Raw genomic sequence first — 23,491 nt, 5'->3', positions numbered from 1 at the left:
AGTAATAGTATTTAGTTAATTTGCCTGCACAATGTTTAATCAGTTTAACAAAACCAACTACCGCCACCTTTGCGATCAATTGGGTGATACTGACCCTACGTTACAACAAATTATAAAGAAGCATGGCTATCCGCCTTTTTGGGAGCGTCCAAATACCTTTGAGTCGTTAGTTCACATTATATTGGAGCAGCAGGTTTCGCTGGCTTCGGCACTATCGGCATTAAATAAGCTGAAAGACAAAATAACCGAAATTACCCCGGCCCGCGTGGTTTTGCTTACCGATGAGGAGTTGCGCGCCTGTTATTTTAGTCGCCAGAAAACCATTTACATCAGGCACCTTGCCGAAAATATATTGAACGGCAACATTGTGCTTGACGAGTTAGCCTTAATGGACGATGATACCATTCGTCAAAAACTAACTGCTATTAAAGGTATTGGCAACTGGACGGTTGATATCTACCTCATATTTATTGCACACCATTGCGATGTTTTCCCTATTGGCGATTTGGCAGCGGTAAACGCGTTAAAGAAAATAGCAAACATTCCCTTAGCAAGCCGAGAAGATGTTTTGGCTATTGCCGAAGGATGGAAACCTTACCGTACTATTGCTACGATGCTGTTGTGGCATTTTTATTTGGAAGAGCGGAAGAAATAGTAAAAGCGGGCATACCGATAAAAGTAAAATATTTTAATTTAAACGTATATTTGTTTGCATATAGGTATATAATGGGCAAAACATTTTTACTAATTTTATTAAGTGTGTTTACAGCATCGGCGGCAAGTGCGCAGTTTTGGAAGCGAACACAGCAAACACGGTTGCCGCTAATTGCACCTGCAAATACCCATACGTTTAATTACCTCAAAAGCAACCCCTTAAAGGCAGTGGCTGTTTTGCCAAAAGTCAACTTTGGCCGCTCGCGCTACAGTTACGATTTGGAAGAGGCTGCTATTATGAAAGAGCTATACCACACCCTGCGTTTCAGGATGTATGCCGAGGCTATTGGCAGCATGAACAGGTTGGTTGTCATCTACATCGACGAAAGCCGTTACTCCGAAGCTAAGTGGTACCTGTTGCAATGCAACTATTTTGGGCATAAATGCAATAACACGCACGTTATCATTTCGTCGCTCATGTCATTGGGCATGTTAAAGGCCGACATTGGTGAGTACGAACAGGCTAAACAAGATTTACTGGATGCCAAAAACATATGTTTTGAACAAGGCTTGAAAACGATAGCTGCCGACATTGATGGTAAGCTAAAATTGGTTGAAGCCAAACGCATCACCAACGTAAAAAACGATGTGCAATACGCCGAGGTTTTTGAAAATAAAAAAGGATAGTTTTTAAAAACACCCACACCAATGCCTTCCGCTAAACTCAAAATTTTTATAGTAGACGATCATTACCTTATATTACAAGGTCTAAGCTCGCTTTTAACGGATGAGCCTGGCTTTGAAGTTTGCGGACTAAGCAAGGACCCTACCGAGGTGCTTGCCCTGCTTGAAACCGCCCGGCCTGATATTTTACTAACTGACATTAGTATGCCTGTTTTATCGGGTGCAGAGCTTACCACGCTGGTGCTAAAAAAATATCCGCGTATCAAGGTAATAGCCTTATCAATGTACAACGAGCCCAAAACAGTTAACGAAATGGTTGAGGCCGGGGTATCTGGCTATTTGCTTAAAGCAACCAGCAAAGCCCAGCTCATACAGGCATTAAAAACCGTAGCCAATGGCCGTACTTATTTTACCGCCGAAATACAAGATGCGTTTAATCATAATGAAAACCCCGCATCGCGCTTTACCAGCCGGGAAATAGAGATATTGCGTTTAATTGTTAAAGAAAACAGCAACAAACAAATAGCTCAAAAGCTTTTCATCAGCGAACGCACTGTTGAAACCCACCGCCGTAATATTTTGCGCAAAACCGATGCCGTTAACACGGTAGGTATGGTTAGGTACGCTTACGAAAATAAAATCATCTAAAGGTAAAATCAACACGGGTTTTAATATGTGGTGTTATGCTTTGGCAAAATTTAGCTGCATTAAAAATGCCCCTTAGCCAATTAAACCGGCATAAACAATAATCGGTTAAGCCGTAAAGTTTTTACACATAACCAGGCCGGCGGCTTGTAACATATTTTATTTTACAATATCAAACAATAAAAGTGCGTTATTCGTACTATTGTTAAGTAAAAGGCAATTTGGTGTGTTAGCTATTTTGGTTTTTATATACATTAGCAAAAATATTACAGATAGAAATTGGATGTTTGGTTACAAAATTGATTTAAATAGTGTGAAAGATATGTTTAAGAAACTATATTTATTTGCGTTGCTTGGTGCCGCTTTGGCCTGTAAAGGTGCGCCCTCTCATCCAATAAAAGTTGCTGGCTCCAAAGACCTGCAACCCGATGAAAAACAGATGGTTGTGAGCCGTTATATTGCCCAGATGATAACCACGCAAAACTACAAAAAGGTTGAGCTTGGCGATTCGTTGTCGGTAGTGGTGTATAACAAATACCTTAAGCTGCTTGATGAAAATCATAACTACTTCCTGGCGTCGGATATACAAAGCTTTGAGCCGTTAAAAACCAAGCTTGATGACGACATGAAAAGCGGCGATTTGAACGATATTTTTTACATTTTTAACGTGTACCAAAAACGTTACGTAGATCATATTAAGTTTTCGCTTACGCAGGTTGACAACAATTTTGATTTTAACACCAAAGAAGTTTTTACTTACGACCGCGACAACATGCCTTTTGTTAAAACCGAAGCCGAGATGAACGAACTTTGGGCTAAACGCGTGAAATACGATTTACTTAACCTCAAATTGGCTAATGCCGATATGGTGAAGAATAAAGAGATATTGAAAAAACGTTATCAGGATTTGCTTAGCCAGAGTAATAAGTTAACCAATCAGGATGTTTTTCAAACATTTATGGATGCCTTTACCACATCTGTCGATCCGCACACCAACTATTTTAACCCTTTTAATGCATCGCAGTTTAACATGGAAATGTCGCGTTCGCTGGAAGGTATTGGCGCAACCCTGCAATCGGTAAACGAATATGTAACCATCCAGAGTGTAGTGCCAGGCGGCCCGGCTTTTAAAAGTAAACAGGTTGACGTGAGCGACCGCATTGTTGGTGTAGCTCAAGGGCATAACGGCGAGTTTCAGGAAATAATTGGCTGGAGGCTTGATAATGCTATTTCGCTTATCCGCGGAGCAAAAGGAACCGTTGTTAAACTTAAAATATTACCTAAAGGCGCTCCGGCGTCTGACAAGCCAAAAATTGTAGAGATCGTTCGCGAGAAGATCATTTTACAAGAGGCATCCGCCAAAAAGGAAATCCGTATCTATAATTCAAACGGGCGCACAATTAAAGTAGGCATCATCAATATCCCAGCATTTTATATGGATTTTGAAGCCTACCGTAACGGCGATCCTAATTACAAAAGCACCACCCGCGATGTTAAACTGATATTGGATACACTAAAAAAAGCTGGTGTGGACGGTGTAATTATTGATCTTCGCCAAAACGGTGGTGGTTCGTTGCCCGAGGCTATTAATTTAACAGGTTTATTCATCAAATCGGGTCCGGTGGTACAGGTTCGCGATACGCGCAACCGGGTTGAAGTTGAAGAAGACGAAGACCCAACCGTTTCTTACGCTGGTCCGCTTGCCGTTATGACTGATCGTTTCAGCGCCTCGGCATCCGAAATTTTTGCCGGTGCCATACAAGATTATGGCCGTGGTTTAATTATCGGTTCGCAAACCTACGGTAAGGGCAGCGTACAAAGCGAGATTAGTATGGATAAAGTTATACCAACGTCTATAAAAGATCAAATTATGTCGTTAATTGGTAACACCACACCTAAGCCCGCTAAAGGTAATTTGAGCGATTTTGGTCAAATTAATTTAACAATGGCTAAGTTTTACCGTGTTACAGGCAGCTCAACCCAGCACAAAGGTGTAACGCCCGATATTGCATTTCCATCAATAATACCGATGGATAAATATGGCGAAGATACCGAACCATCGGCCATGCCCTGGGATACCATTGCAAAAAGCAATTATACCAAAGTAGGAAGCTTTACAGCCGTAATACCTAAATTAACTAAAATGCATGCCGATCGTATGGCAAACAGTGCCGGGTATAAATACCTGTTGAATAGCATTGCCGATTATAAAAAGCGTGACGACGAAAAAAGCGTATCATTAAACGAGGCCGATTTGAAAAAACAGCGCGACGAAGATGAAGCTAAGGCTTTGGAAGATAACAATATGGTGCGCACTTCGTTAGGTTTGCCAACCTTGAAAAAGGGACAGTCCAAACCCAAACACGAAGACCTTGACTTTAACAAAGTTGAAGCAGGCCAAATTTTAACCGATTATATTTTAATGGATAACAAAATAACAAGTACTGCTACTCCTGCCAAAGTGCAGTAAATACACATCAAAGTAACTACAATAAACCCTGGCCAAAAGCCGGGGTTTATTGTTTAAAAACAAATTATAATTTGTTTTAGGTGTATTAATATTTATTTTAAGGGCTTAAATAAATATTAATCATCTAAATAACTTTATGAAACGCATTTGCCTAAACACATTACTTTTTATTATTACTGTTTTATGCTTTACATCGTGTAACCCTAAATACCGCTTTGTAACGCATGGCCTCCGCGAGGTCGATTCAAGCTACGTTATTACAAAAAAAGGCGAACGTATTAATGCAGCCAGTGTTATTGTTAAGAGAAGAACCCTTACGGTTGATGGCAAAGAGATGAGTTTACAAGGATTGTCGGCAATCAAATCCAAAAAAATGTATTTTGTAATTAACGACGACGAACTTTATTTTGGCGAAATATATGGCAAAATAAACATGATATATAAAATTGTTTATGGCTATTCGTATAATGGCGGTGCCGCCTATGGCACTGGCGGCGTTGCCGGTTCTGGCTACGGAGGTGTATCGGGCAATGGTTACCAAAGAAACGCAACAAGGGTTTATTATCTCCAAAAGCAAGGTTCGGCTGATATTGATAAATTGAACAAAGGCGTGTTGTTAGATTATTTATCGGATAATGACGAAGCTCTGCACAAAGCCCGCGGAGCGTACGCTTGGCGATATGCAAGCTATGGTGCCGCAGCGGCTTTTGCAACGGGAGTAGTTTTAACAGGTGTAAACCTTATTAATAGTAAAGATGGTTCGTCACACCCTATAGGTACACCATTGGCTATAGCCGGTGCAGCCCTACCGGTATACTTTGTAACAAGCGGTATAGCAGACCACAAAATTAAAAAAGCCATATACATTTACAACGGCATTCAATAGTGCAATCACAAGCTGGCGTGTCAAAACATTGAGAATGTATTGATGTTATTTATAGGCCGGGCAAATTTGCCCGGCCTTTTCAACTATTATGGCAAAAAAACCATTGCTCGAATTTACTGATAGCGGAATTTATTGCGCCCAGGGCCGGTTTTATATCGATCCATGGAAACCTGTAGACGATGCCGTAATAACCCATGCCCATAGCGATCATGCCCGTTGGGGTAATAAACGTTACCTGGCACATCAATTATCTCAGCAGGTGTTGCTTTACCGCCTGGGCGATATTCAGTTGCAAACCGTTGAATACGGCGAAAAGGTGATGAAAAACGGTGTAGAGATAAGCCTGTACCCGGCTGGGCATGTTATAGGTTCGGCACAGGTTAGAGTTTGCTATCAGGGTGAGGTTTGGGTAGTATCCGGCGATTATAAGTTAGAAGATGACGGCATATCTACGCCTTTTGAGCCTGTGCGTTGCCATCATTTTATTTCGGAATGTACTTTTGGTATGCCCGTTTATAAATGGAAACCGCAGAAGCATATTTTTGATGATATGAATAACTGGTGGTGCCAAAACGTAAAAGAAGGCCGGGCATCTGTAATAGTTGGTTATTCGTTGGGTAAGGCACAGCGCATTTTGCAAAATCTGGATCTATCTATTGGCAAAGTATATACGCATGGCGTTATCGAGAATACCAACGAGGCCCTGCGCCGTAATGGCATAGGGCTCAAGCCAACCACGCGCATTACTATTGATACCCCTAAAGAAGAAGTACGCAGAGGCATTATTTTAGCCCCGCCATCATCGGTAGGCACGCATTGGATGCGACGCTTTAACCCTTACGATTTTGGTTATTGCTCTGGTTGGATGAGTATCCGCGGGGCAAAAAAACGCAGGGCTGCCGACCGCGGTTTTGTACTATCCGACCATGCCGATTGGGACGGACTGATTGCCGCCATTGAAGCTACCGGTTGCGAAAAGGTTTATTTAACTCATGGTTATACGGCCAGTTTTTCGCGGTATTTATCCCAAATTGGTTTTGACGCCCACGAAGTGCATACTTTATTTGGCGATGATGAAGAGGGCGAAGAAGCAGCCCCCACCCAACCTCCCCCGGAAGGGGAGGCTTTGACAAGCGCCCTGACAGAAAATGCGGGCCCCAAACATTTAACAGCCGAGAATTTTAAAGTCTCCCCTTCCGGGGGAGGTTTGGAGGGGGCTCTATGAAAGCATTTGCCCAACTTTTTCTCGCTTTAGACGAAACAAACAAAACCAACCAAAAGGTTAAGGTATTGAAAGACTATTTTTTATCTGTGCCGGATACCGATAAAATGAACATGCTGGCCTTGTTTACTGGCCGCAAACCCAAACGGCAAATTAACGCAACGTTTATACGCAACTGGGCCATGGAGGCATCGGGCATACCGGTTTGGTTGTTTGAAGAAAGCTACCAGGTAGTTGGCGACCTTGCGGAAACCATTGCCCTGCTGTTACCCCAAAGTGATAACAGCAGCAATAAAACATTAACCGAATGGATAGCCGAGATAAACACCCTGAATGCAAAAACCGACGACGAGCGCAAACAATGGTTGCTGGCATCGTGGGCCATGTTGGATACGCAGGAACGTTTTGTTTTTAACAAAATACTTACCGGCGGTTTTAGGGTTGGCGTATCGCAAAGTTTGGTTATTAAGGCACTTGCCGATATTACTAACCACGATGCAGCAACACTAACGCACCGTATTATGGGTAATTGGATGCCCGATAATTACACCTTTGAACAACTGGTTCAGGATGAAGGAGCATCCGACGATGTATCCCGCCCCTACCCTTTTTTCCTGGCCTATCCTATACAAGAAACATCGGAGAAGCAAAAATCGCCGGATGAGTTGCAGGCATCTTTGGGCGATAGCAACCAATGGCAGGCCGAGTGGAAATGGGATGGCATAAGGGCGCAAATGATAAAGCGCAACGGCCAAATATTTATTTGGAGCCGGGGCGAAGATTTGGCTACAGAAAAATTCCCGGAATTGCATCCGTTTTTAAATGAATTGCCTGATGGTACGGTTTTAGATGGCGAGATACTAAGTTTTCAAAACGGACTGCCTTTACCCTTCAATATTTTGCAAACGCGCATCGGGCGAAAAAACCTAAGCAAAAAGATACTGGAAGAAAGCCCGGTTGCAGTAATTGCGTATGATTGCCTGGAATACCAGGGCACCGACATCCGCAATAAAACACAAACCGAAAGGCGGGAGATATTAGAAAGCTTACAAATGGCCACCGCTTACCCGGAAATATTCAGAATATCGGCTTTAATTGAATTTGGTGGTTGGACAGCTTTGGAGGCCGTTAGAACACAGTCGCGGGCTATGATAGCCGAAGGTATTATGTTAAAACGAAAAAGCGCGCCTTACCAGGTTGGCCGCCGCCGTGGCGATTGGTGGAAATGGAAAATAGACCCCCTATCGATAGATGCGGTAATGATATACGCCCAAAAGGGCCATGGCCGCCGCGCCGATTTGTATACCGATTACACCTTCGCCGTTTGGGATGGCGATAAACTGGTGCCCTTTGCCAAAGCCTACTCCGGTTTAACCGATGAAGAGATACGCAAGGTTGATAATTTTATAAAACGCAACACACTCGAAAAATTTGGCCCCGTGCGAACCGTAAAACCGCAATTGGTTTTCGAGATAGGCTTTGAGGGTATTAATAAATCAACAAGGCATAAATCGGGCATAGCATTACGCTTCCCGCGGATATTGAGATGGCGAACTGATAAGCCAATGGAGGAGGCCGATACTTTAGAAACCTTGAAGGCTTTATTGGGTTAAATAGTTTCATTACCTATATTAGCCTATTATAGCAAATATACAACATGGCATCAAAAACATATATTATAAGTGGCGCAGGTAGCGGGATAGGCCAGGCTATAGCCCAAAAGCTTGCCGAGCAGGGTAACCATTGTATTTTATTGGGCCGTAATAAACAAACGCTGCAACAAACCCTATCTGCGTTAAGGGGAAACGGGCACCGCATGCTGGTTGCCGATATACGCAGTAAAGAAAGCCTGGCAAAAGCTGCCTTGGATATTGATGGCTTTACTATTCATGGTTTAATTGCCAATTCGGGCGTCGGCGGCGAAAACTACTGGGGTGATGCCGACCGCTGGGACGATATTATAGCCACAAACTTAACAGGTACCTATAATTTTGTAAATACTTTTTTACCACAACTTAGAAAAGCGGGTGATGAAAAACAGATCGTTATTACATCGTCGGTATTGGCAAGGTTGGGTGTTGCCAATTATTCGGCCTATTGTGCCTCTAAGGCAGGTTTATTGGGCCTGATGCGATCGTGGGCGGTGCAGTTTGCACCCGAAAAAATATTGGTGAATGCCATTTGCCCCGGATGGGTTGATACCGAAATGTCGCAAGATGGTTTGCAGGGCATAGCCGATGGTATTGGCATCACCAAAGCCGAGTTTTACGATATAGCCATGCAAAGCGTTCCGTTACGCCGCATGAGCGAACCCGAAGAAATTGCCGATCTGGTTTTTTACCTCACCCAACAACGTTCCATCACAGGCCAAACCATCGATATTAATTGCGGTGCGGTAATGAATAGTTAGTTACTATATCAACCTGCTATTTCTCGCCCGTGTTTACAACTGCGCTGGGGTAGCTTTCATTTTTCAGCCTATCAATGGCTGTTACTACGTATTGGTAGGTTTTGCCGGGCTCAATGGTGGCGTCTACAAAGGCGGTTTCGGTGTTGTATTTAATTTGTAAAATATATTGGGGGTCTTCAATATTTGCTTTTTCGCCCTGGTAAAAACGGTATATAACGTAGCCGTAAACAGGTTCTTTATCTTTAGCAGGTAACGGTGCTTCCCAGCTTAATACCGCCGCTTTTGGTTTAAGTTTTACCAGTAGGTTACGCGGGGCATTTGGGGCTACCGAATCAAGCCAAAGCATGGTTGGCGGCATTGCCGGATAACGATAATAATTTTGCCTCAACGAATCGGCAAAACCAAGCGGGTTTTTAGTTACCGATTTTGAGCTGAAATATATGCTACCCTGTACCCGTGCGTTTTTACGGATATACTTTAACTGGTCCGGAAGTTGGGTGCTCAACCTAAAGGCGGGGCTAACGTTTTCAATAATACGGTATGGGGCCTGGCCAATATAAAGGTGCCTGTTGTAAGTATTATCGCTCCACCAGTCAATCACTTTTTCAAAAGCAGCCAGGCGGTAACCTAAACTCCAGTACACTTGCGGGTTTATATAGTCAACCCAGCCCGACATAATCCATTTACGGGTATCGGCATAAAGTTCGGTATAGGTTGATATACCGTTAGTTTCCGATCCGCGTGGATCTTGGCTACGGTTTTTCCAGATTCCGATTGGGCTTATACCGAATTTTAAATACGGCTTATGTTTATGAATGCTGTCGCTAAGCATTTTAATCATCAGGTCTACATTGTTACGGCGCCAGTCGTCAACACTATCAAAGGCTTTACCATATTCTTTATAAGCTGCCGAATCGTTAATTTTTTGCCCGTGAATTGGGTACGGATAAAAATAGTCGTCCATGTGTATACCGTCTACATCGTAATTATCAACCACATCCAAAACTATTTTGAGGATGTAGGCGCGTACCTCGGGCAAACCCGGATTAAATATTTTTTGGCCACCGTAGGTAAAAAACCACTCGGGCTTTTGGTTAATAATGCTGTTAGCCGCCACACTGCTCCCCGCCGAAAACGTGGCCCGGTAGGGGTTTAGCCATGCATGCAGTTCCATGCCGCGTTTATGGGCTTCGTTTATAGCAATTTCTAAAGGGTCGTATAAAGGGTTTGGCGCACGGCCTTGTACACCGGTTAACCACTGCGACCATGGCTCGTGGCTTTTGGCATAAAGGGCATCGGCAGCGGGCCGCACCTGAAACATAATGGCATTAATGCCCGTTTTTTGGTGCGAATCTAAAATATCGGTAAGCTCCTTAATTTGGGTTGATGATGACGAATGGCTGCTTGAAGGCCAGTCAATATTACTAACTGTAGCCACCCACACGCCGCGAAACTCGCGTTTAGGTTGGGGTTTTGGCTCAGTTTTAGTCTGTGCGTTTATATTCAAAACATATAGCGGTAAAACAGAAAAAATAAATAACGCTTTTTTATACAAACCCATTAGCAAATAAATTTTTTGAGAAGCAAAGATATTAAACTGAAAGTAATGCAGTTTATTATGTTATTGTTTTAACCCGTGGAAACAATAATAAAACAGGGTTTAACAAACCGTTGCTTAAAACCTGGTAATACGTTAAAACAAAACCAACAATTATTTGTAATTGGTTAACGGTTACTGTTGTTTAAACCGGTACGTAAATGCACAAAATTGAAAGCATAAGAGTTTAAATTTGAAAAATAACCTTTAAAAATAATATCTTAGAGCCATTGTTGTGTGAGTAGCGCAGCATGAGTACACCTTTAATTTAAACACTTTTTTGCCTAATAGTAATTAACATGATAGAAAACATGGAAGATCAACAAGACAGAGCCCCCAAAAAAAACTCAAATGTAATTTACTTTTTAATAGTAGTTATTTTAGCTTTAGTGGGTAGCGACATTTACCTGTTGGTAACGAAAAGTAAAACTGATAATGTTATAGTTTACCAAAACGACGAGAAAACCCGTTTACAAACCGAGCTGGATAGCCTTGAAACGCAAATAGAGCAGGTAAATATGGGTAAAACCCAAATGTCGGCAGTGTTGCAGGCCAAAAACGACTCGCTTAAAGTTAAAATTAAAGAACTGCGCAAACAGCTTGATAAAGGAAAGCTAACTGCCGAAGACTTGAAAAAAGCTCAGGAAGATGTAAAACAACTTAGGTACTTTGTAACCAAGTACACTGCAGATATTGATGAGCTTAAAAAGCAAAACGAATCGTTAACTACCGAACGCGATACCTTAAAAAACAACCTGGCTACAGTAGCACAAAAAGCAACTACGCTTGAAAAGCAAAACGCAGACCTTGGCACTAAGGTTCAAATTGCTTCGGCTTTAAAAACAGGCAGCATCAATATAGCAACACTAAAATTAAAGTCGAGCGGTAAAGAGGTTGAAAAAAACCGTGCGGCGGTTACCAAAAAAATAAAAATTGATTTTACCATACCTGGCAATGCCGTTGCCGAAAAAAGGCTGCATGATGTTTACGTGCGTATTATTGACCCAACCGGCAACCTGATTACGCAAACAGACTCTGGCAAATTTGAGGCTGATGGTCAGGAATTTCAATATACCTTTAAGGCCGCCATTGATTTTAAGGATGATGGTAGTGTTTACAGCCTTGACTGGGTAAACCCGGGAACTTTCCAAAAAGGAGCCTATACCGTGCTGCTTTATGCCGATGGTTACACCATGGGTAAATCGAGCTTTACGCTGAAGTAAGCAGAAGTCGGAAAGTCGGAAAGTCAAAAGTCAAAAGTCAAAAGTCAAAAGTCAAAAGGCAAAAGGCAAAAGGCAAAAGGCAAAAGGCAAAAGGCAAAAGGCAAAAGGCCCGTTGAGCAAACACTCAACGGGCCTTTTGCTTTAAGGGAGGTGGTTACAGGCTGCATTTACTACATTAAACGGCAACCGGGAAGCTTATGTAAAACGTAGTGCCTACGCCAATTTCGGTATCAAATGATATACTGCCGCGCGCGTGTTCGATAGCATTTTTAACCAGTGCCAGGCCCAAACCGGTACCCGATGTTTTTGTGGTAAAGTTGGGTACAAATATCCGTTTGCGCAGGGCCTCGGGTATGCCATTGCCGTTATCTTTTATTTTTATAAATATTACCTTGTTAATCACTTCGTACGATATGTTGATAACGCCCGAACGGTCTTCGGGCACTGCTTCTATGGCGTTTTTAAGCAAGTTATTAAAGCTGCGTAATATTTGGTCTTTATCGGCCAAAATTACAAAGGGCTCGCCCATGTTGTAAAAAATAATTTGGAAATTAATGGTTTGCTTAAATATGGTAACAGCCTGGCCTAAAATATCTATAATGTTAAAACGCTCTAACTGGGTTTCGGGCATTTTGGCAAAGTTTGAAAACTCCGACGCAATTTTTGATAAGCTGTCTATCTGCTCAACAAAAGATGCGCTAAACCTTTCAAATTTAATATCAAATTTGGGGTCCTTATCTTTCCACGATTTTTCGAGCAATTGCAAGCCAAGTTTTAAGGGCGTTAACGGGTTTTTAATTTCGTGCGCAACCTGTTTGGCCATTTCGCGCCAGGCATTTTCTCTTTCAGACTGGGCGAGCTTTTGGGCGCTGTTTTCCAGTGCCGCAATCATGTTGTTGTATTCTTTAATAAGCGAGCCAATCTCGTCGTTATGTTGCCATTCAATGGGTTCGTTTTTGCGGCCGTAAATGGTTTTGCTTAAACTTTGTTGTATAATGGTAAGTGGTGTGGTAATTTGCCGTGCTACTGCAATTGCAAATAAGCCAATGGCCACAAATACAAGTGCATATACATTAATCATGGTGTTTAAAAAGGCACCAATGCGTTCCCGGTATTCGGTTTCGTTAGAAAAATACGGAAGTTGCAAAAAGCCGGTAACGTTGTTTTTGGCATCTCTTACGGGCGCGTAGGCGGCCTTGTATTTAAGCGAGCCAATAGTTTCCTCGTTAATATACCCCGATTTTTGAAACGTACTTAGGTATATAAATGCCGTAGCATTCATGCGGCGTGCTATCAACCCGTCGTCGTATAACTTGGGTTGGGTAGTGTAAATGGGGGTGCCGTCTTTATCAAAAAGTGTTATGTCTGATGAGTAGGTATCGGCAAAGGAATTAAACGTTAGTTGATTATCTTCATTGGTATTGGCTATGTTTTTATCAAACATCAGTTTTTCATAAGCCGAAGCTATGCGCGATATTTTGTCGTGTATAAAATCGTCTTGCTGGGTTTGGTATTGCGCACTCACCGATACAAAAGTTAAAACCCCAATAATTAACAAAGTAATAACAACCGCAAATACCATTGATAGCTGTATGCGGGTTTTATACAATATTTTATCAAAACTATCCCAAAAGTTCCATTTCAGGCTTTTAACCTTATCAAATTTTCGATAATTATTCCATAACCACTCTGCACCAAGCAATAAAAAAACAAAAATTAAAAACACTAAAAAAAAGAAGGTTAACGACGTTACAATGGTGTAAACCTTATCATCCTCTTTGCTCACTACTATTAGTTTGCTTTCGGTTGGCTGGTATATCAGGTGGTTGTAATTGGAGTTGCCTTTGTCGGTTTGGTAAACGTATTGTTTCAGTTTACCCACAAACTCGTAGTTGGCTAAACTGTAAACATACTTACCTGTTTGGTTTTGCAGCTTACCATCAAAGTAATAGGCGTACGAATATCCTTTAAACGCATCAATATCTTGCGGCTTGCCTTCTACCAATAATTCGGGGAAAGCCTCTGTACTTGTAAGCGGTTTTGATTTAAGATCGATAACCACGGTACCCAATCGCCCCGAATCTGTAGTAATCGGGATAATTGCAAAGTAGCTTTGAAAGCCAAAAAAGTTATTTACCCTATAAAAATAACGCGTTGGCCTTACTTTAAAAGCACTGTAAGCCACCATGTCTTTATAATTATCCAACTCGTATTCGCCGCTTCCCGGCAAGGGTTTATTGTTGGTATCGTATTCGTAAGTTTTAAAATCGTACTTAGATAAATAGCCTGTGAAAAACAGTTTTTGAAATTTACTTTTTAAAAAGTTATGGTTACGGCCGGTGTTATTAAAATAAGAAACAACAAAGTTGGAGTGCGATATGTCGTATTCTATCTGGTTAAACATGTTTTCGGCTCCCGGGTCTTCTGCCGATTCTAACTCTTGTATTAGTAACCGGCGTGTTTGCTTTTCTTTAACAGCCTGGAAAGTGTATAATTTGATAGATGATATGATAGAACAAAGAATGATGATGCCAATATAGGTTAGCGCATTAAACTTGCCTTTATCGTAAACAGTTGCGTAACCGCGAATAATAACCACCAGCGACCACAATAGATAAAAGCCAGAAATATCGTGATGGCGGATAGCTTCTGCTATTGTTGTAAGTAGCGTAAGGCCAACTAAAACAATTAGTTTGTTGCGGTTTGTTACGTTAAGTTTTAAAGCAACGGCCAGGCAAGTTTCGCTAAATAAAATAAATATAAAAAGGCCAAAGCAAAGCAAAACAACACCAACAACGCTAAAACTGGTTAAATTAAGTACGTTGTTTACATCAAAATTGATGTGCGAATTAAATACCAGCCCCGCAAATAAACCCAGTAACACGCGCGAGAGGCCAATTAAAAAAAGCACACAAGCTACCAATATACCGTAACTTAATGCCGTGCGTTTTATTGGGCTTTTAATTATTTTATTGCGTGTGTTGTATATAAATAACCCCAGCCAGGTTATAAGTATTACGTTGATAACAAAATCGCCCAGAGACGGAAATATGGTGTTAGCGGCATAATAGGAAGGCTCAAATAAGCTTATTCCCTGGTAAATATTAGGCCAGTGGTAGTAAAGGTTAACAAACCGTACCGCAATAATTAAGGCAGCAATAATTAAGTACGCAATAAAAACGTGGCCCTTTGAAGCAACAATATTGGCAAGGTTATTAATTAATGCGCACAGCAATAACAGGCCACTTATCCACAGCATAATTTGCATCAGCGCAAATAGTGGGTTAAGATTATCGGCTATAAGTTTAACCGAAAACAGATACTCGTTTTTTACACTGCGTATGTTGTAAACATTGGGGTCGGCAAAGTCGGCAATGGCAATGTTATTGTCGCGCAGTAGTTGGGTTGCGAAATTGTTTTGCAGATACTGGTTTTGATAGTGATAATTATTTTTTACCAAAACAAAAATGGCAACGCAAAAATTGCCATCACTTTTTTTAATTAGTTCGTAATAACCGTTTGTTGTTTTTATAAACGAGGTGCCGTCTTTGTATTGCGCAATATTATCGGGCAATGCCGAAACTCCGTTCCAATAGCTTAGTTGATTGTTTGAATAGGTGCAGAGGTATAGGTGTTCGTTTTTTACCAGGTTTGTTAAATCCAGCGCGTATTGCTCACTATTAGCAACGCTTTTAAGCTTTATAAAATTGGTTTTATTGTCAATAAAATCGCGCGCAAAGGTTTCTTTTTGCCTTAAATTTGTTTCGAGGGTTTTGGCACTGCTATCCAGATTGTTACGCGGGCTGTACGATTGTTTTGCAATGATGGCTGTTAAAAACAGGCTTAAGCAAATAAGCGCAAGTAACCAGCGTATTTTGGCGGCAGTATTCAAAATTATAGTGTGTTAATGTAATAGCAATATAAAACCAAATACTGTGTAATTGTTTTATAAGGTGGCGCTTTCTGTTTTCATTGCCCTGTCAACCTTTTTAACCAGGCCTTGCAAAACATTACCGGGCCCAACTTCGGTAAACGATGTTGCACCATCTTGTATCATACGTTGCATGGTTTGTGTCCAACGTACAGGGCCGGTTAGCTGCGATATGAGGTTTGCCTTAATAGCAGCCGGATCGGTATAAGGTTTGGCATCAATATTTTGATAGATAGGGCATATAGGGCTCTTAATTTCGATAGCAACAATAGCCGCTTCCAATTCAACCTTGGCCAGCTCCATTAATGGCGAGTGAAATGCGCCGCCAACGTTTAACTTTAATGCTCTTTTTGCCCCGGCAGCGGTAAGCTTTTCGCAAGCTTCGTCAATACCGGCAATGGTGCCCGATATAACCAGTTGCCCCGGGCAATTGTAATTTGCCGGCACAACCACATTGCTTATCCTGTGGCAAATTTCTTCAACTGTATAATCATCAAGGCCCAAAATGGCTGCCATTGTTGATGGTTGAATGTCGCAGGCTTTTTGCATCGCGTTGGCGCGGGATGCTACCAAACGCAATCCATCTTCAAACGAAAGCGCACCGGCAGCCACCAACGCCGAAAACTCGCCAAGCGAATGGCCCGCTACCATCTCCGGCTCAAAATTGCTAATTGTTTTTGCTAAAATAACCGAATGCAAAAATATAGCCGGTTGGGTAACATTGGTTTGTTTCAGGTCTTCGTCGGTACCGTTAAACATCATATCGGTAATGCGGAAGCCTAAAATGCTATTGGCCTGTTCAAATAATTCGCGGGCTTGTTCGGATTGGTCGTAAATGTTTTTACCCATGCCTACAAACTGGGCGCCTTGTCCTGGAAATATGTATGCTTTCAATTTAGTTATTGGTTAGTTAGTTATTTGGTTCATGGTTCATAGATAATGGTTCATGGTGTTTTTAGCCTTTCTACTATGATCTATGAACCATCAACTATGAACCTTTTTTTAGCTCAATTTTGATGATATCAAATGTAAAAATTCGGCACGGGTTTTTTCTTTAATAAATTCGCCTGTAAAGGCCGATGTTGTTGTTACCGAGTTTTGCTTTTGTACACCGCGCATGCACATGCATAAATGGCGGCACTCCATTACAACGCCTACGCCAATGGGGTTTAAGGTTTCTTGTATACAATCTCGTATTTGGTTGGTTAAACGTTCTTGCACCTGTAGGCGGCGTGCAAAGGCATCAACCACGCGGGGTATTTTGCTCAGGCCAACTACCTGCCCGTTTGGTATATAGGCAATATGTGCCTTTCCAAAAAAGGGTAACATATGGTGTTCACACATCGAGTAAACTTCAATGTCTTTTACCACAACCATTTGGCTGTATTCCTCGGTAAACTTTGCCGATTCTAAGATGTCTTTCGGGTTCAGGTCGTAACCATGTGTTAAATACAGCAATGCCTTAGCTACACGTTCGGGCGTTTTAAGCAAGCCTTCTCGGTTAGGGTCCTCACCTAACTGGGTTAATATATCCTTGTAATGGGTTGATATATTTTGGATGAGTTCCGGGTTATAGCGGTCAATTTTTACATAACCGTCCACATCTTCCTCATCATCGTATCGGTCGTAATTTTCTTTGCTCATGTTGCTTAGTCGCCAAAGTACTCGGCGCTGTTGTTTTCGGTTTCATACAGCTTTACCGAATGTAAAAAAACGCCCTCATTAGCTTCAATGGGAGCTTTAAGTTGGTTAAATATCTCAATGCAAAGTAGCTCGGTTGATGCCATTTTACCTTGCATAAAAGGTACGTCGAGGTTAATGTTTTTATGGTCAAGTTTTTCTATAACGTAATCGTTAATAATCACCTTTAAATCTTTAAGGTCTATCAGATAGCCTGTAGCGTGCGATATTTCACCCTTTACAGTTACAAAAATATTGTAGTTATGCCCGTGCCAGTTTGGGTTAGCACACTTACCAAAAACCTCGTTATTTTTTTCGGCACTCCATTCATCGCGGTACATACGATGTGCAGCGTTAAAATGTTCTTTCCGTGTAATATAAATCATCATAGCAATTGTTGCTGCAAATATATAAAACAAAAACAGCCTAATAGTTTATAACTTAGTGTATAAAACATGATGAAAATTTTAATTGTTGCCGCTACCGAGCCCGAAATAGAGCCCCTACTGGCCCATTTTAATATAAAAAGACCGTTTGATGTATTAATTACAGGCGTAGGTATGGTTGCAACAGCCTATGCGCTGGGCAATTATTTTACGCTAAACCAACAACATTTGGTAATTAATTTAGGTATAGCAGGCAGTTTTGACCGCGGCATTGCCTTAGGCGAGGTGGTTGAAATTGTTAGCGACAACCTATCGGAACTTGGTGCCGAGGATGGCGATGCGTTTATTGCTATCAAAAATCTGGGTTTCGGCGAAAGCCAGTATTACACTACGGCCAGTCTGGGTAATTATTTAACCAATGCCGCACTAAAAAAAACCACAGCCATAACGGTTAATACCGCTCATGGTAACGAAGCATCTATCCAAAAAGTGATGGAGCAGGCAGCCCCGCAAATGGAGAGTATGGAAGGCGCGGCATTTTTTTATGCCTGCCAAAAGGCAGGTGTGGCGGGCTTACAAATCAGAGCCGTGTCAAATTATGTTGAAAAGCGTAACCGCGATAACTGGAAGATAGGGCTGGCTATAAAAAATCTGAATAACTTTGCCATTGAGCTCATCAGCTCAATTACTAAGGTTTAATATATCTGCAAATGAAACTTTCCCTCGGCTTTTCTCCCTGCCCTAACGATACCTTTATTTTTGATGCCCTTATTCACCATAAAATTGATACCGAGGGCTTAGATTTTGAAGTGTTTTTTGATGATGTAGAAACACTTAACCAAAAGGCAATGAATGGCGTGCTTGATATTACCAAATTAAGTTACCACGCATTTGCCTACGTTACCGATAAATATGTTCTGCTCGATTCGGGCAGTGCGCTTGGGTTTGGCGTAGGGCCCATGCTCATTACCAAACAGCAGGATATTCCTTATTTAATATCTAATATTTCAAACCTTAAAATAGGCATTCCCGGTAAGTTCACCACCGCTAATTTTTTACTTGGCCTGGCATTTCCGGAAGCTAAAAATAAGGTGGAAATGGTGTTTTCGGCAATTGAAGATGCATTACTGAATGATGAGATAGATATTGGTTTAATTATTCACGAAAACCGCTTTACCTATGAGGATAAAGGCTTACATAAAGTTATTGACCTGGGCGATTATTGGGAAAAGCAAACCGGTTGCGCCATTCCGCTGGGTGGTATTGTAATTAACCGCAATTTGCCACCGGATGTACAGCTAAAAGTTAACCGTATTATAAAACGATCGGTTGAGTTTGCTTTTGCCAATCCAAAATCGGGTTTGGAGTTTATCCGTTCGCACTCGCAGGAAATGAGCGAGGCGGTGATGTACAAACACATAGACTTGTATGTAAACAAGTACTCGGTTGAGTTGGGTATCGAAGGGCGCAAAGCCATCCAACTATTGTTTGATAAGGCTTTGGCCAATGGTATTATACCGCCAATAACACAAAACCTGTTTTTAACGGCATAAAAAAGGCCCCGGTAACCAGCCGGGACCCATACCTAAACTAAAATATAAAAGAGATTATCGTCGCTCAATTTTAAAGTTTGACTCGGAACTTTTTTAAAGGTTTAACGGCTGGTAAACTTTTTTAATAAAAAAACGTGGCAAACCAGCGCGTATACAAATGGAGGTGAATTTTGTTTTAAAAAATATTATTTGTATTGATATTTTAACTATTTTCCGTCAAAATATCACATATGAAAAAAGTATTTACCTCTGTTTTCTGTTTATTTTTTGTTACCCATGTACTGGCGCAGGCCCCCACACCAGCAACGATGCCTTTTGGCAAGGTTGATATGGCCGACCTACAGCTTAAAGCCTGCGAATTTGAAAAGGATGCCAATGCAATGGTGCTTTTTGATAAAGGTGATGTGTACTTTGATCAGGATTTTAATATTGTGATGGAGCGCCACAAGCGCATTAAAATATTTAACGATAAGGGTAAAGACGAAGGAAACATCCGTATAGAGTTTTATGGCGGAAACCGCGCCGAAAACATAACCGATGTGCAGGTTGAAACCATTAACGAAAACAATGGTAAACCCGAAATAACCAAACTGGAAAGGAAATTGATATATACAGAAAACGTTGACCAGTTTAGGCAGGCCATTGTTTTTGCTTTTCCAAATGTAAAGGCCGGTTCTATTATCGAATACAAATACCGGTTTCAAGATGTTGCTAGTTATTCACTACCAGATTGGTTTTTTCAGGGTAACATACCATGCCGCTACAGCGAGATAAGTACCGAAACCCCCGATTTATTTGTGTATAAAACTCAAACACATATTTTACAGCCATTTGTGAAAAACATTAGCGGGTCCGATTCTAAAACAATTGGCATGGGCGCACAAGCCTTTACATATAATACAGATAAACGCACCCGGGGACTTGCTAATATTCCGTCGTTAACCGACGAGCCTTATATGAGGTCGAGGGCTGATAACTTGCAACGCATCTATTACCAGCTAACATCTATTAGGCCGGTTGGCGGTTTTGTGCGCTCGTTTATCGACACCTGGGAGAAGGCCGGCAACAGCCTTATTGAAAATGACAATTTTGGCGGACAACTAAAGCGAAAATTAAAAGATGAGGAATTAATTATAAGCAAGGCTAAAGCATTTAAAACCGACGACGAAAAAATAGCCTTTGTTTTTAAACAGGTTAAGGATAGAATGAAGTGGAACGATGCCGACTACAGATACACTGTAGACGGCACAGTTAAAGCCTGGGAAAAGCAAACCGGCAACGCAACCGAAATTAACCTGGCACTATGCCACTTGCTTAAACAAACTGGCGTTAAGGTATATCCAATGGTGGTTAGTACGCGCCAAAATGGCCAGGTATCGGGTGCATACCCCTCATTATTTCAATTTAACCGCGCCGTGGTTTATATCCCGGTTGATAGTACCAAACATTATGTTTTAGATGCATCCGGCAAATACAACGTTTATAACGAAACACCTTACGAATTGCTTAACTCGTTTGGCTTGTATATTGACAAGGAGGAAAAGAAATATGATCTGTTATTTATAGACCACGACATAGCTGCAAGGGAGGTGGTACAAATAGTAGCAAGTGTTTTGCCCGATGGAAAATTAGACGGAACGGCAGAAATAAACAGTTACAGCTATCATAAATTGAGCAATGTTGAGAAATATAAAAAAGATGGAGAGGAGAAGTACAAAAAGTTTTTGAAAAACGGTGATAATAACCTGGAAATAGCTTCTCTAAAGTTGGAGAATATGGATATCGACACCTTGCCTCTGTGCCAAAAAATAGGCTTCAAACTCGCACTCCCCGCTTCCGACGAAAATTATATCTACATTAATCCTAACTTATTTAGTCCGTTAAAAACAAACCCATTTTTAAGTGAAAACCGTGCCACCGATATTGACTTTGGTTGCCGTAATAATTATGTAATTACAGGCAGCTATAAAATACCTGCAGGTTTTAAGGCCGACGCGCTGCCGAAAAATGTGAGTATGACAATGCCTGATAAAAGCATAACCTTTAGGCGCTTTATTGGTGAAGAGGACGGTATGATTAAAGTAAGCTACATAGTAAACTATAAAAAAACGGTTTATTATAATGTTGAATACCCCGAATTTCGCGAATTTTATAAAAAAATGAACGATATGCTGAATGAGCAAATTGTATTAAAAAAAGGATAAGCTGTAATATTTGAGCCATGTATAATAAATTATTAACTATTGCGGCATTAATCCTGCTTACGGGGCAGGTTTATAGCCAGAGTAAAGATGTGCCTGCCGAGCTTTACAAAGCATCAACCATACCCGATTCGTTAAAAAAGGATGCAAATGCAGTTGTGCGCTATAGCTTAACCGATATTACCGTTAAGGGCCCGGGTAAAATGGTGATAAAAGAGCATTCGGTTGTAACGGTATTAAATGAAAAGGCCGAACGCGAAGCCGCGATTGTGCTATGGTATGATAAAAAGTTTAGCAGTGTAAGCTCTGCCGAAATGATAATATATGATGCTGACGGGAAACAAATAAAAAAATACCGCAAAGGTGATATGTATGACAGATCGGCTTCTGATGGGATATCAATAATTACAGACGACCGTATGCTTGGCACCAGCCATACCATTGTTAGCTACCCGGTAACTGTGGAGCAAATTTCGGAAACCGAACAGAACAGTTATGTTGATCTTAATAAATGGCTTATTCAATCGTCGGAGAAGTCGGTTCAAAATTCAATATATCACTTCCTGGTTAACCCAGCTATTGGTTTCAGGTATAAAAACTGCAATACTACCATCGCACCCAAAAAAGATGTTGTAAATAATATGGATTCGTACACCTGGGAGGTGAAGAACCTAAAGGCGTTTAAACTTGAAGAGGAGGCCTTGGATTGGAGGGTTTTGCCATCAGTAATGTTTGCTGCCAACTCGTTTGAATACGGCGGCATGCCCGGCGATATAAGTACCTGGGCCGGTTACGGCAAATGGCAACAGGCATTAAATGCCGACGTATGCTCGTTAACACCGGCCCGAGAAGAAGAAATAAGGCAGATGACTGCAGGCATAAAAACAGACAAGGAAAAGGCTAAATTTTTGTATAACTATATGCAAAAAAACATGCGCTATGTAAGTGTGCAGTTGGGCATTGGCGGTTTAAAGCCTTTTGCCGCAACGTTTGTAGATCAAAAAAAATACGGCGATTGCAAAGCATTGTCAAATTATATGACGGCTTTGCTTAAAGCAGTTCATATACCGTCGTATTATGCAATAGTGCGAGCGGAGGCAAACCGGGAGCCTGCCGACCCATCGTTCCCGGCCGATCCATTTAATCATATCATAGTTTGTGTGCCATTTAAAAATGATACTACCTGGCTCGAATGCACCAGCAGCACGCAACCCTTTGGCAAGTTGGGCACATTTACCGAAAACAGGAACGCCCTGCTAGTAACCGAAGACGGCGGGAAATTGGTTAATACACCAAAAAGCACCATTACCGATAATCAGTTTAAAAGCGAGGCACATTTGTTTTTACAGCCCGACGGCGGTGCCAAGGCTACGCTTAAAATTTGGGCCACCGGCGAGTACCGCAGTATGTACATTGGTTTGGCGCAGCAAAAAATAGACGAACAAAAAGAGTTTCTGATACGAAATCTTAATATTAAACAACCGTCGGTTTTTGATTTGAAACCAGCTGGTGATAAAGAAGGTGTTGACGAGGTTAATGTTGAAATGGAATACGATAAGTTTTGCGACATTATGGCCGGCGACAAGCAGTTTTACCGCCCCCGTTTGTTTGACTTATGGCGGCTAACCGTGCCCGTTTTAGAAAAACGCAAAAGCGATTACTATTTTGAGCACCCCATGGGCAAAACCTGCGTTACCACTATTGATTTGCCCGCGGGTTTCGAAGTAGAATCGTTACCGCCAAATGCAAGCCTCAAGTTTAGCTATGGTAATTACGATGTAACCTATGTTTACGATGCCGCAAAAAATCAAATTGTTAACACAACAAAATTTAACCTAAACAACTACGTAATACCTGCTGCCAAATACAACGAAATGCAGCAATACATGGATAATATAGCCAAAGTTCAAAATAAAAAACTGGTGATACGCAAGAAGGCTTAATTTTGC

18 protein-coding genes are annotated in these 23,491 nt (G+C 41.4%); 13 read left to right on the top strand and 5 right to left on the bottom strand.

The features are described 5' to 3' along the window. Window positions 1-31 precede the first annotated feature (31 nt). The 8 genes from BDD43_RS06175 to BDD43_RS06140 all read left to right on the top strand — a co-directional run bounded on the left by BDD43_RS06175 (window position 32) and on the right by BDD43_RS06140 (window position 8,971). Entirely contained in the window at window positions 32-655 is a 624-nt protein-coding gene (locus tag BDD43_RS06175) for a DNA-3-methyladenine glycosylase family protein (protein ID WP_121196852.1), read from the top strand. A 71-nt stretch (window positions 656-726) separates the two neighbouring features. Beyond that, window positions 727-1,341 (top strand): hypothetical protein, encoded by a 615-nt coding sequence (locus BDD43_RS06170; RefSeq protein WP_147425581.1) that lies wholly within the window; start codon window positions 727-729, stop codon window positions 1,339-1,341. 21 nt (window positions 1,342-1,362) lie between these two features. Further along, entirely contained in the window at window positions 1,363-1,986 is a 624-nt protein-coding gene (locus BDD43_RS06165) for a response regulator (RefSeq protein WP_121196850.1), read from the top strand. A gap of 319 nt (window positions 1,987-2,305) precedes the next feature. Continuing rightward, a complete protein-coding gene (locus BDD43_RS06160) occupies window positions 2,306-4,453 on the top strand; it encodes a carboxy terminal-processing peptidase (RefSeq protein ID WP_246001476.1) in 2,148 nt (715 codons plus the stop codon). Window positions 4,454-4,589: 136 nt separating this feature from the next. After that, on the top strand, window positions 4,590-5,339 hold the full coding sequence (locus BDD43_RS06155; RefSeq protein ID WP_121196849.1) for a hypothetical protein: 750 nt from the start codon (window positions 4,590-4,592) through the stop codon (window positions 5,337-5,339). Between the two features lie 88 nt (window positions 5,340-5,427). Beyond that, window positions 5,428-6,564 carry a ligase-associated DNA damage response exonuclease gene (locus tag BDD43_RS06150; RefSeq protein ID WP_121196848.1) on the top strand — a complete coding sequence of 379 codons (1,137 nt, stop codon included), beginning with the start codon at window positions 5,428-5,430 and terminating at the stop codon, window positions 6,562-6,564. Then, window positions 6,561-8,174: an ATP-dependent DNA ligase gene (locus BDD43_RS06145; RefSeq protein WP_121196847.1), complete on the top strand. Its 1,614-nt coding sequence runs from the start codon at window positions 6,561-6,563 to the stop codon at window positions 8,172-8,174. The genes BDD43_RS06150 and BDD43_RS06145 overlap by 4 nt, the downstream gene beginning before the upstream one ends. A 44-nt stretch (window positions 8,175-8,218) precedes the next feature. Continuing rightward, window positions 8,219-8,971, top strand: coding sequence for an SDR family NAD(P)-dependent oxidoreductase (locus BDD43_RS06140; protein ID WP_121196846.1), 753 nt, complete (start codon window positions 8,219-8,221; stop codon window positions 8,969-8,971). Between the two features lie 16 nt (window positions 8,972-8,987). On the opposite strand, the gene BDD43_RS06135 is transcribed toward BDD43_RS06140, so the two are convergent. Then, window positions 8,988-10,478: a glycoside hydrolase family 10 protein gene (locus BDD43_RS06135; protein WP_317128750.1), complete on the bottom strand. Its 1,491-nt coding sequence runs from the start codon at window positions 10,476-10,478 to the stop codon at window positions 8,988-8,990. 401 nt (window positions 10,479-10,879) lie between these two features. On the opposite strand from BDD43_RS06135, the gene BDD43_RS06130 reads away from it, so the two are divergent. Continuing rightward, window positions 10,880-11,791: a hypothetical protein gene (locus tag BDD43_RS06130; protein ID WP_121201895.1), complete on the top strand. Its 912-nt coding sequence runs from the start codon at window positions 10,880-10,882 to the stop codon at window positions 11,789-11,791. A gap of 175 nt (window positions 11,792-11,966) precedes the next feature. On the opposite strand, the gene BDD43_RS06125 is transcribed toward BDD43_RS06130, so the two are convergent. The 4 genes from BDD43_RS06125 to BDD43_RS06110 all read right to left on the bottom strand — a co-directional run bounded on the left by BDD43_RS06125 (window position 11,967) and on the right by BDD43_RS06110 (window position 17,788). Beyond that, window positions 11,967-15,683, bottom strand: a complete 3,717-nt coding sequence (locus BDD43_RS06125) for a sensor histidine kinase (protein ID WP_121196844.1) — start codon at window positions 15,681-15,683, stop codon at window positions 11,967-11,969. A 54-nt stretch (window positions 15,684-15,737) separates the two neighbouring features. Next, entirely contained in the window at window positions 15,738-16,616 is an 879-nt protein-coding gene (fabD, locus tag BDD43_RS06120; RefSeq protein ID WP_121196843.1) for an ACP S-malonyltransferase, read from the bottom strand. 108 nt (window positions 16,617-16,724) lie between these two features. Beyond that, entirely contained in the window at window positions 16,725-17,366 is a 642-nt protein-coding gene (folE, locus tag BDD43_RS06115; RefSeq protein WP_121196842.1) for a GTP cyclohydrolase I FolE, read from the bottom strand. A gap of 5 nt (window positions 17,367-17,371) precedes the next feature. Beyond that, window positions 17,372-17,788: a 6-pyruvoyl trahydropterin synthase family protein gene (locus BDD43_RS06110; RefSeq protein WP_121196841.1), complete on the bottom strand. Its 417-nt coding sequence runs from the start codon at window positions 17,786-17,788 to the stop codon at window positions 17,372-17,374. Between the two features lie 69 nt (window positions 17,789-17,857). Here BDD43_RS06110 and mqnB point away from each other — a divergent pair, with 69 nt between their 5' ends. From mqnB to BDD43_RS06090, 4 genes are all read left to right on the top strand, one after another. After that, a complete protein-coding gene (gene mqnB, locus BDD43_RS06105; protein WP_246001473.1) occupies window positions 17,858-18,487 on the top strand; it encodes a futalosine hydrolase in 630 nt (209 codons plus the stop codon). Between the two features lie 11 nt (window positions 18,488-18,498). Further along, window positions 18,499-19,341 carry a menaquinone biosynthesis family protein gene (locus BDD43_RS06100; protein ID WP_121196839.1) on the top strand — a complete coding sequence of 281 codons (843 nt, stop codon included), beginning with the start codon at window positions 18,499-18,501 and terminating at the stop codon, window positions 19,339-19,341. A gap of 230 nt (window positions 19,342-19,571) precedes the next feature. Continuing rightward, window positions 19,572-21,545 carry a DUF3857 domain-containing protein gene (locus BDD43_RS06095; protein WP_121196838.1) on the top strand — a complete coding sequence of 658 codons (1,974 nt, stop codon included), beginning with the start codon at window positions 19,572-19,574 and terminating at the stop codon, window positions 21,543-21,545. Window positions 21,546-21,562: 17 nt separating this feature from the next. Then, window positions 21,563-23,485 carry a DUF3857 domain-containing transglutaminase family protein gene (locus BDD43_RS06090; RefSeq protein WP_121196837.1) on the top strand — a complete coding sequence of 641 codons (1,923 nt, stop codon included), beginning with the start codon at window positions 21,563-21,565 and terminating at the stop codon, window positions 23,483-23,485. Window positions 23,486-23,491: the final 6 nt, after the last annotated feature.

This window comes from Mucilaginibacter gracilis (assembly GCF_003633615.1).
GTDB lineage: Bacteria > Bacteroidota > Bacteroidia > Sphingobacteriales > Sphingobacteriaceae > Mucilaginibacter > Mucilaginibacter gracilis.
The sequence above is the reverse complement of the archived record's forward strand: the minus strand, read 5'-3'. Positions and strand labels throughout refer to the sequence as shown.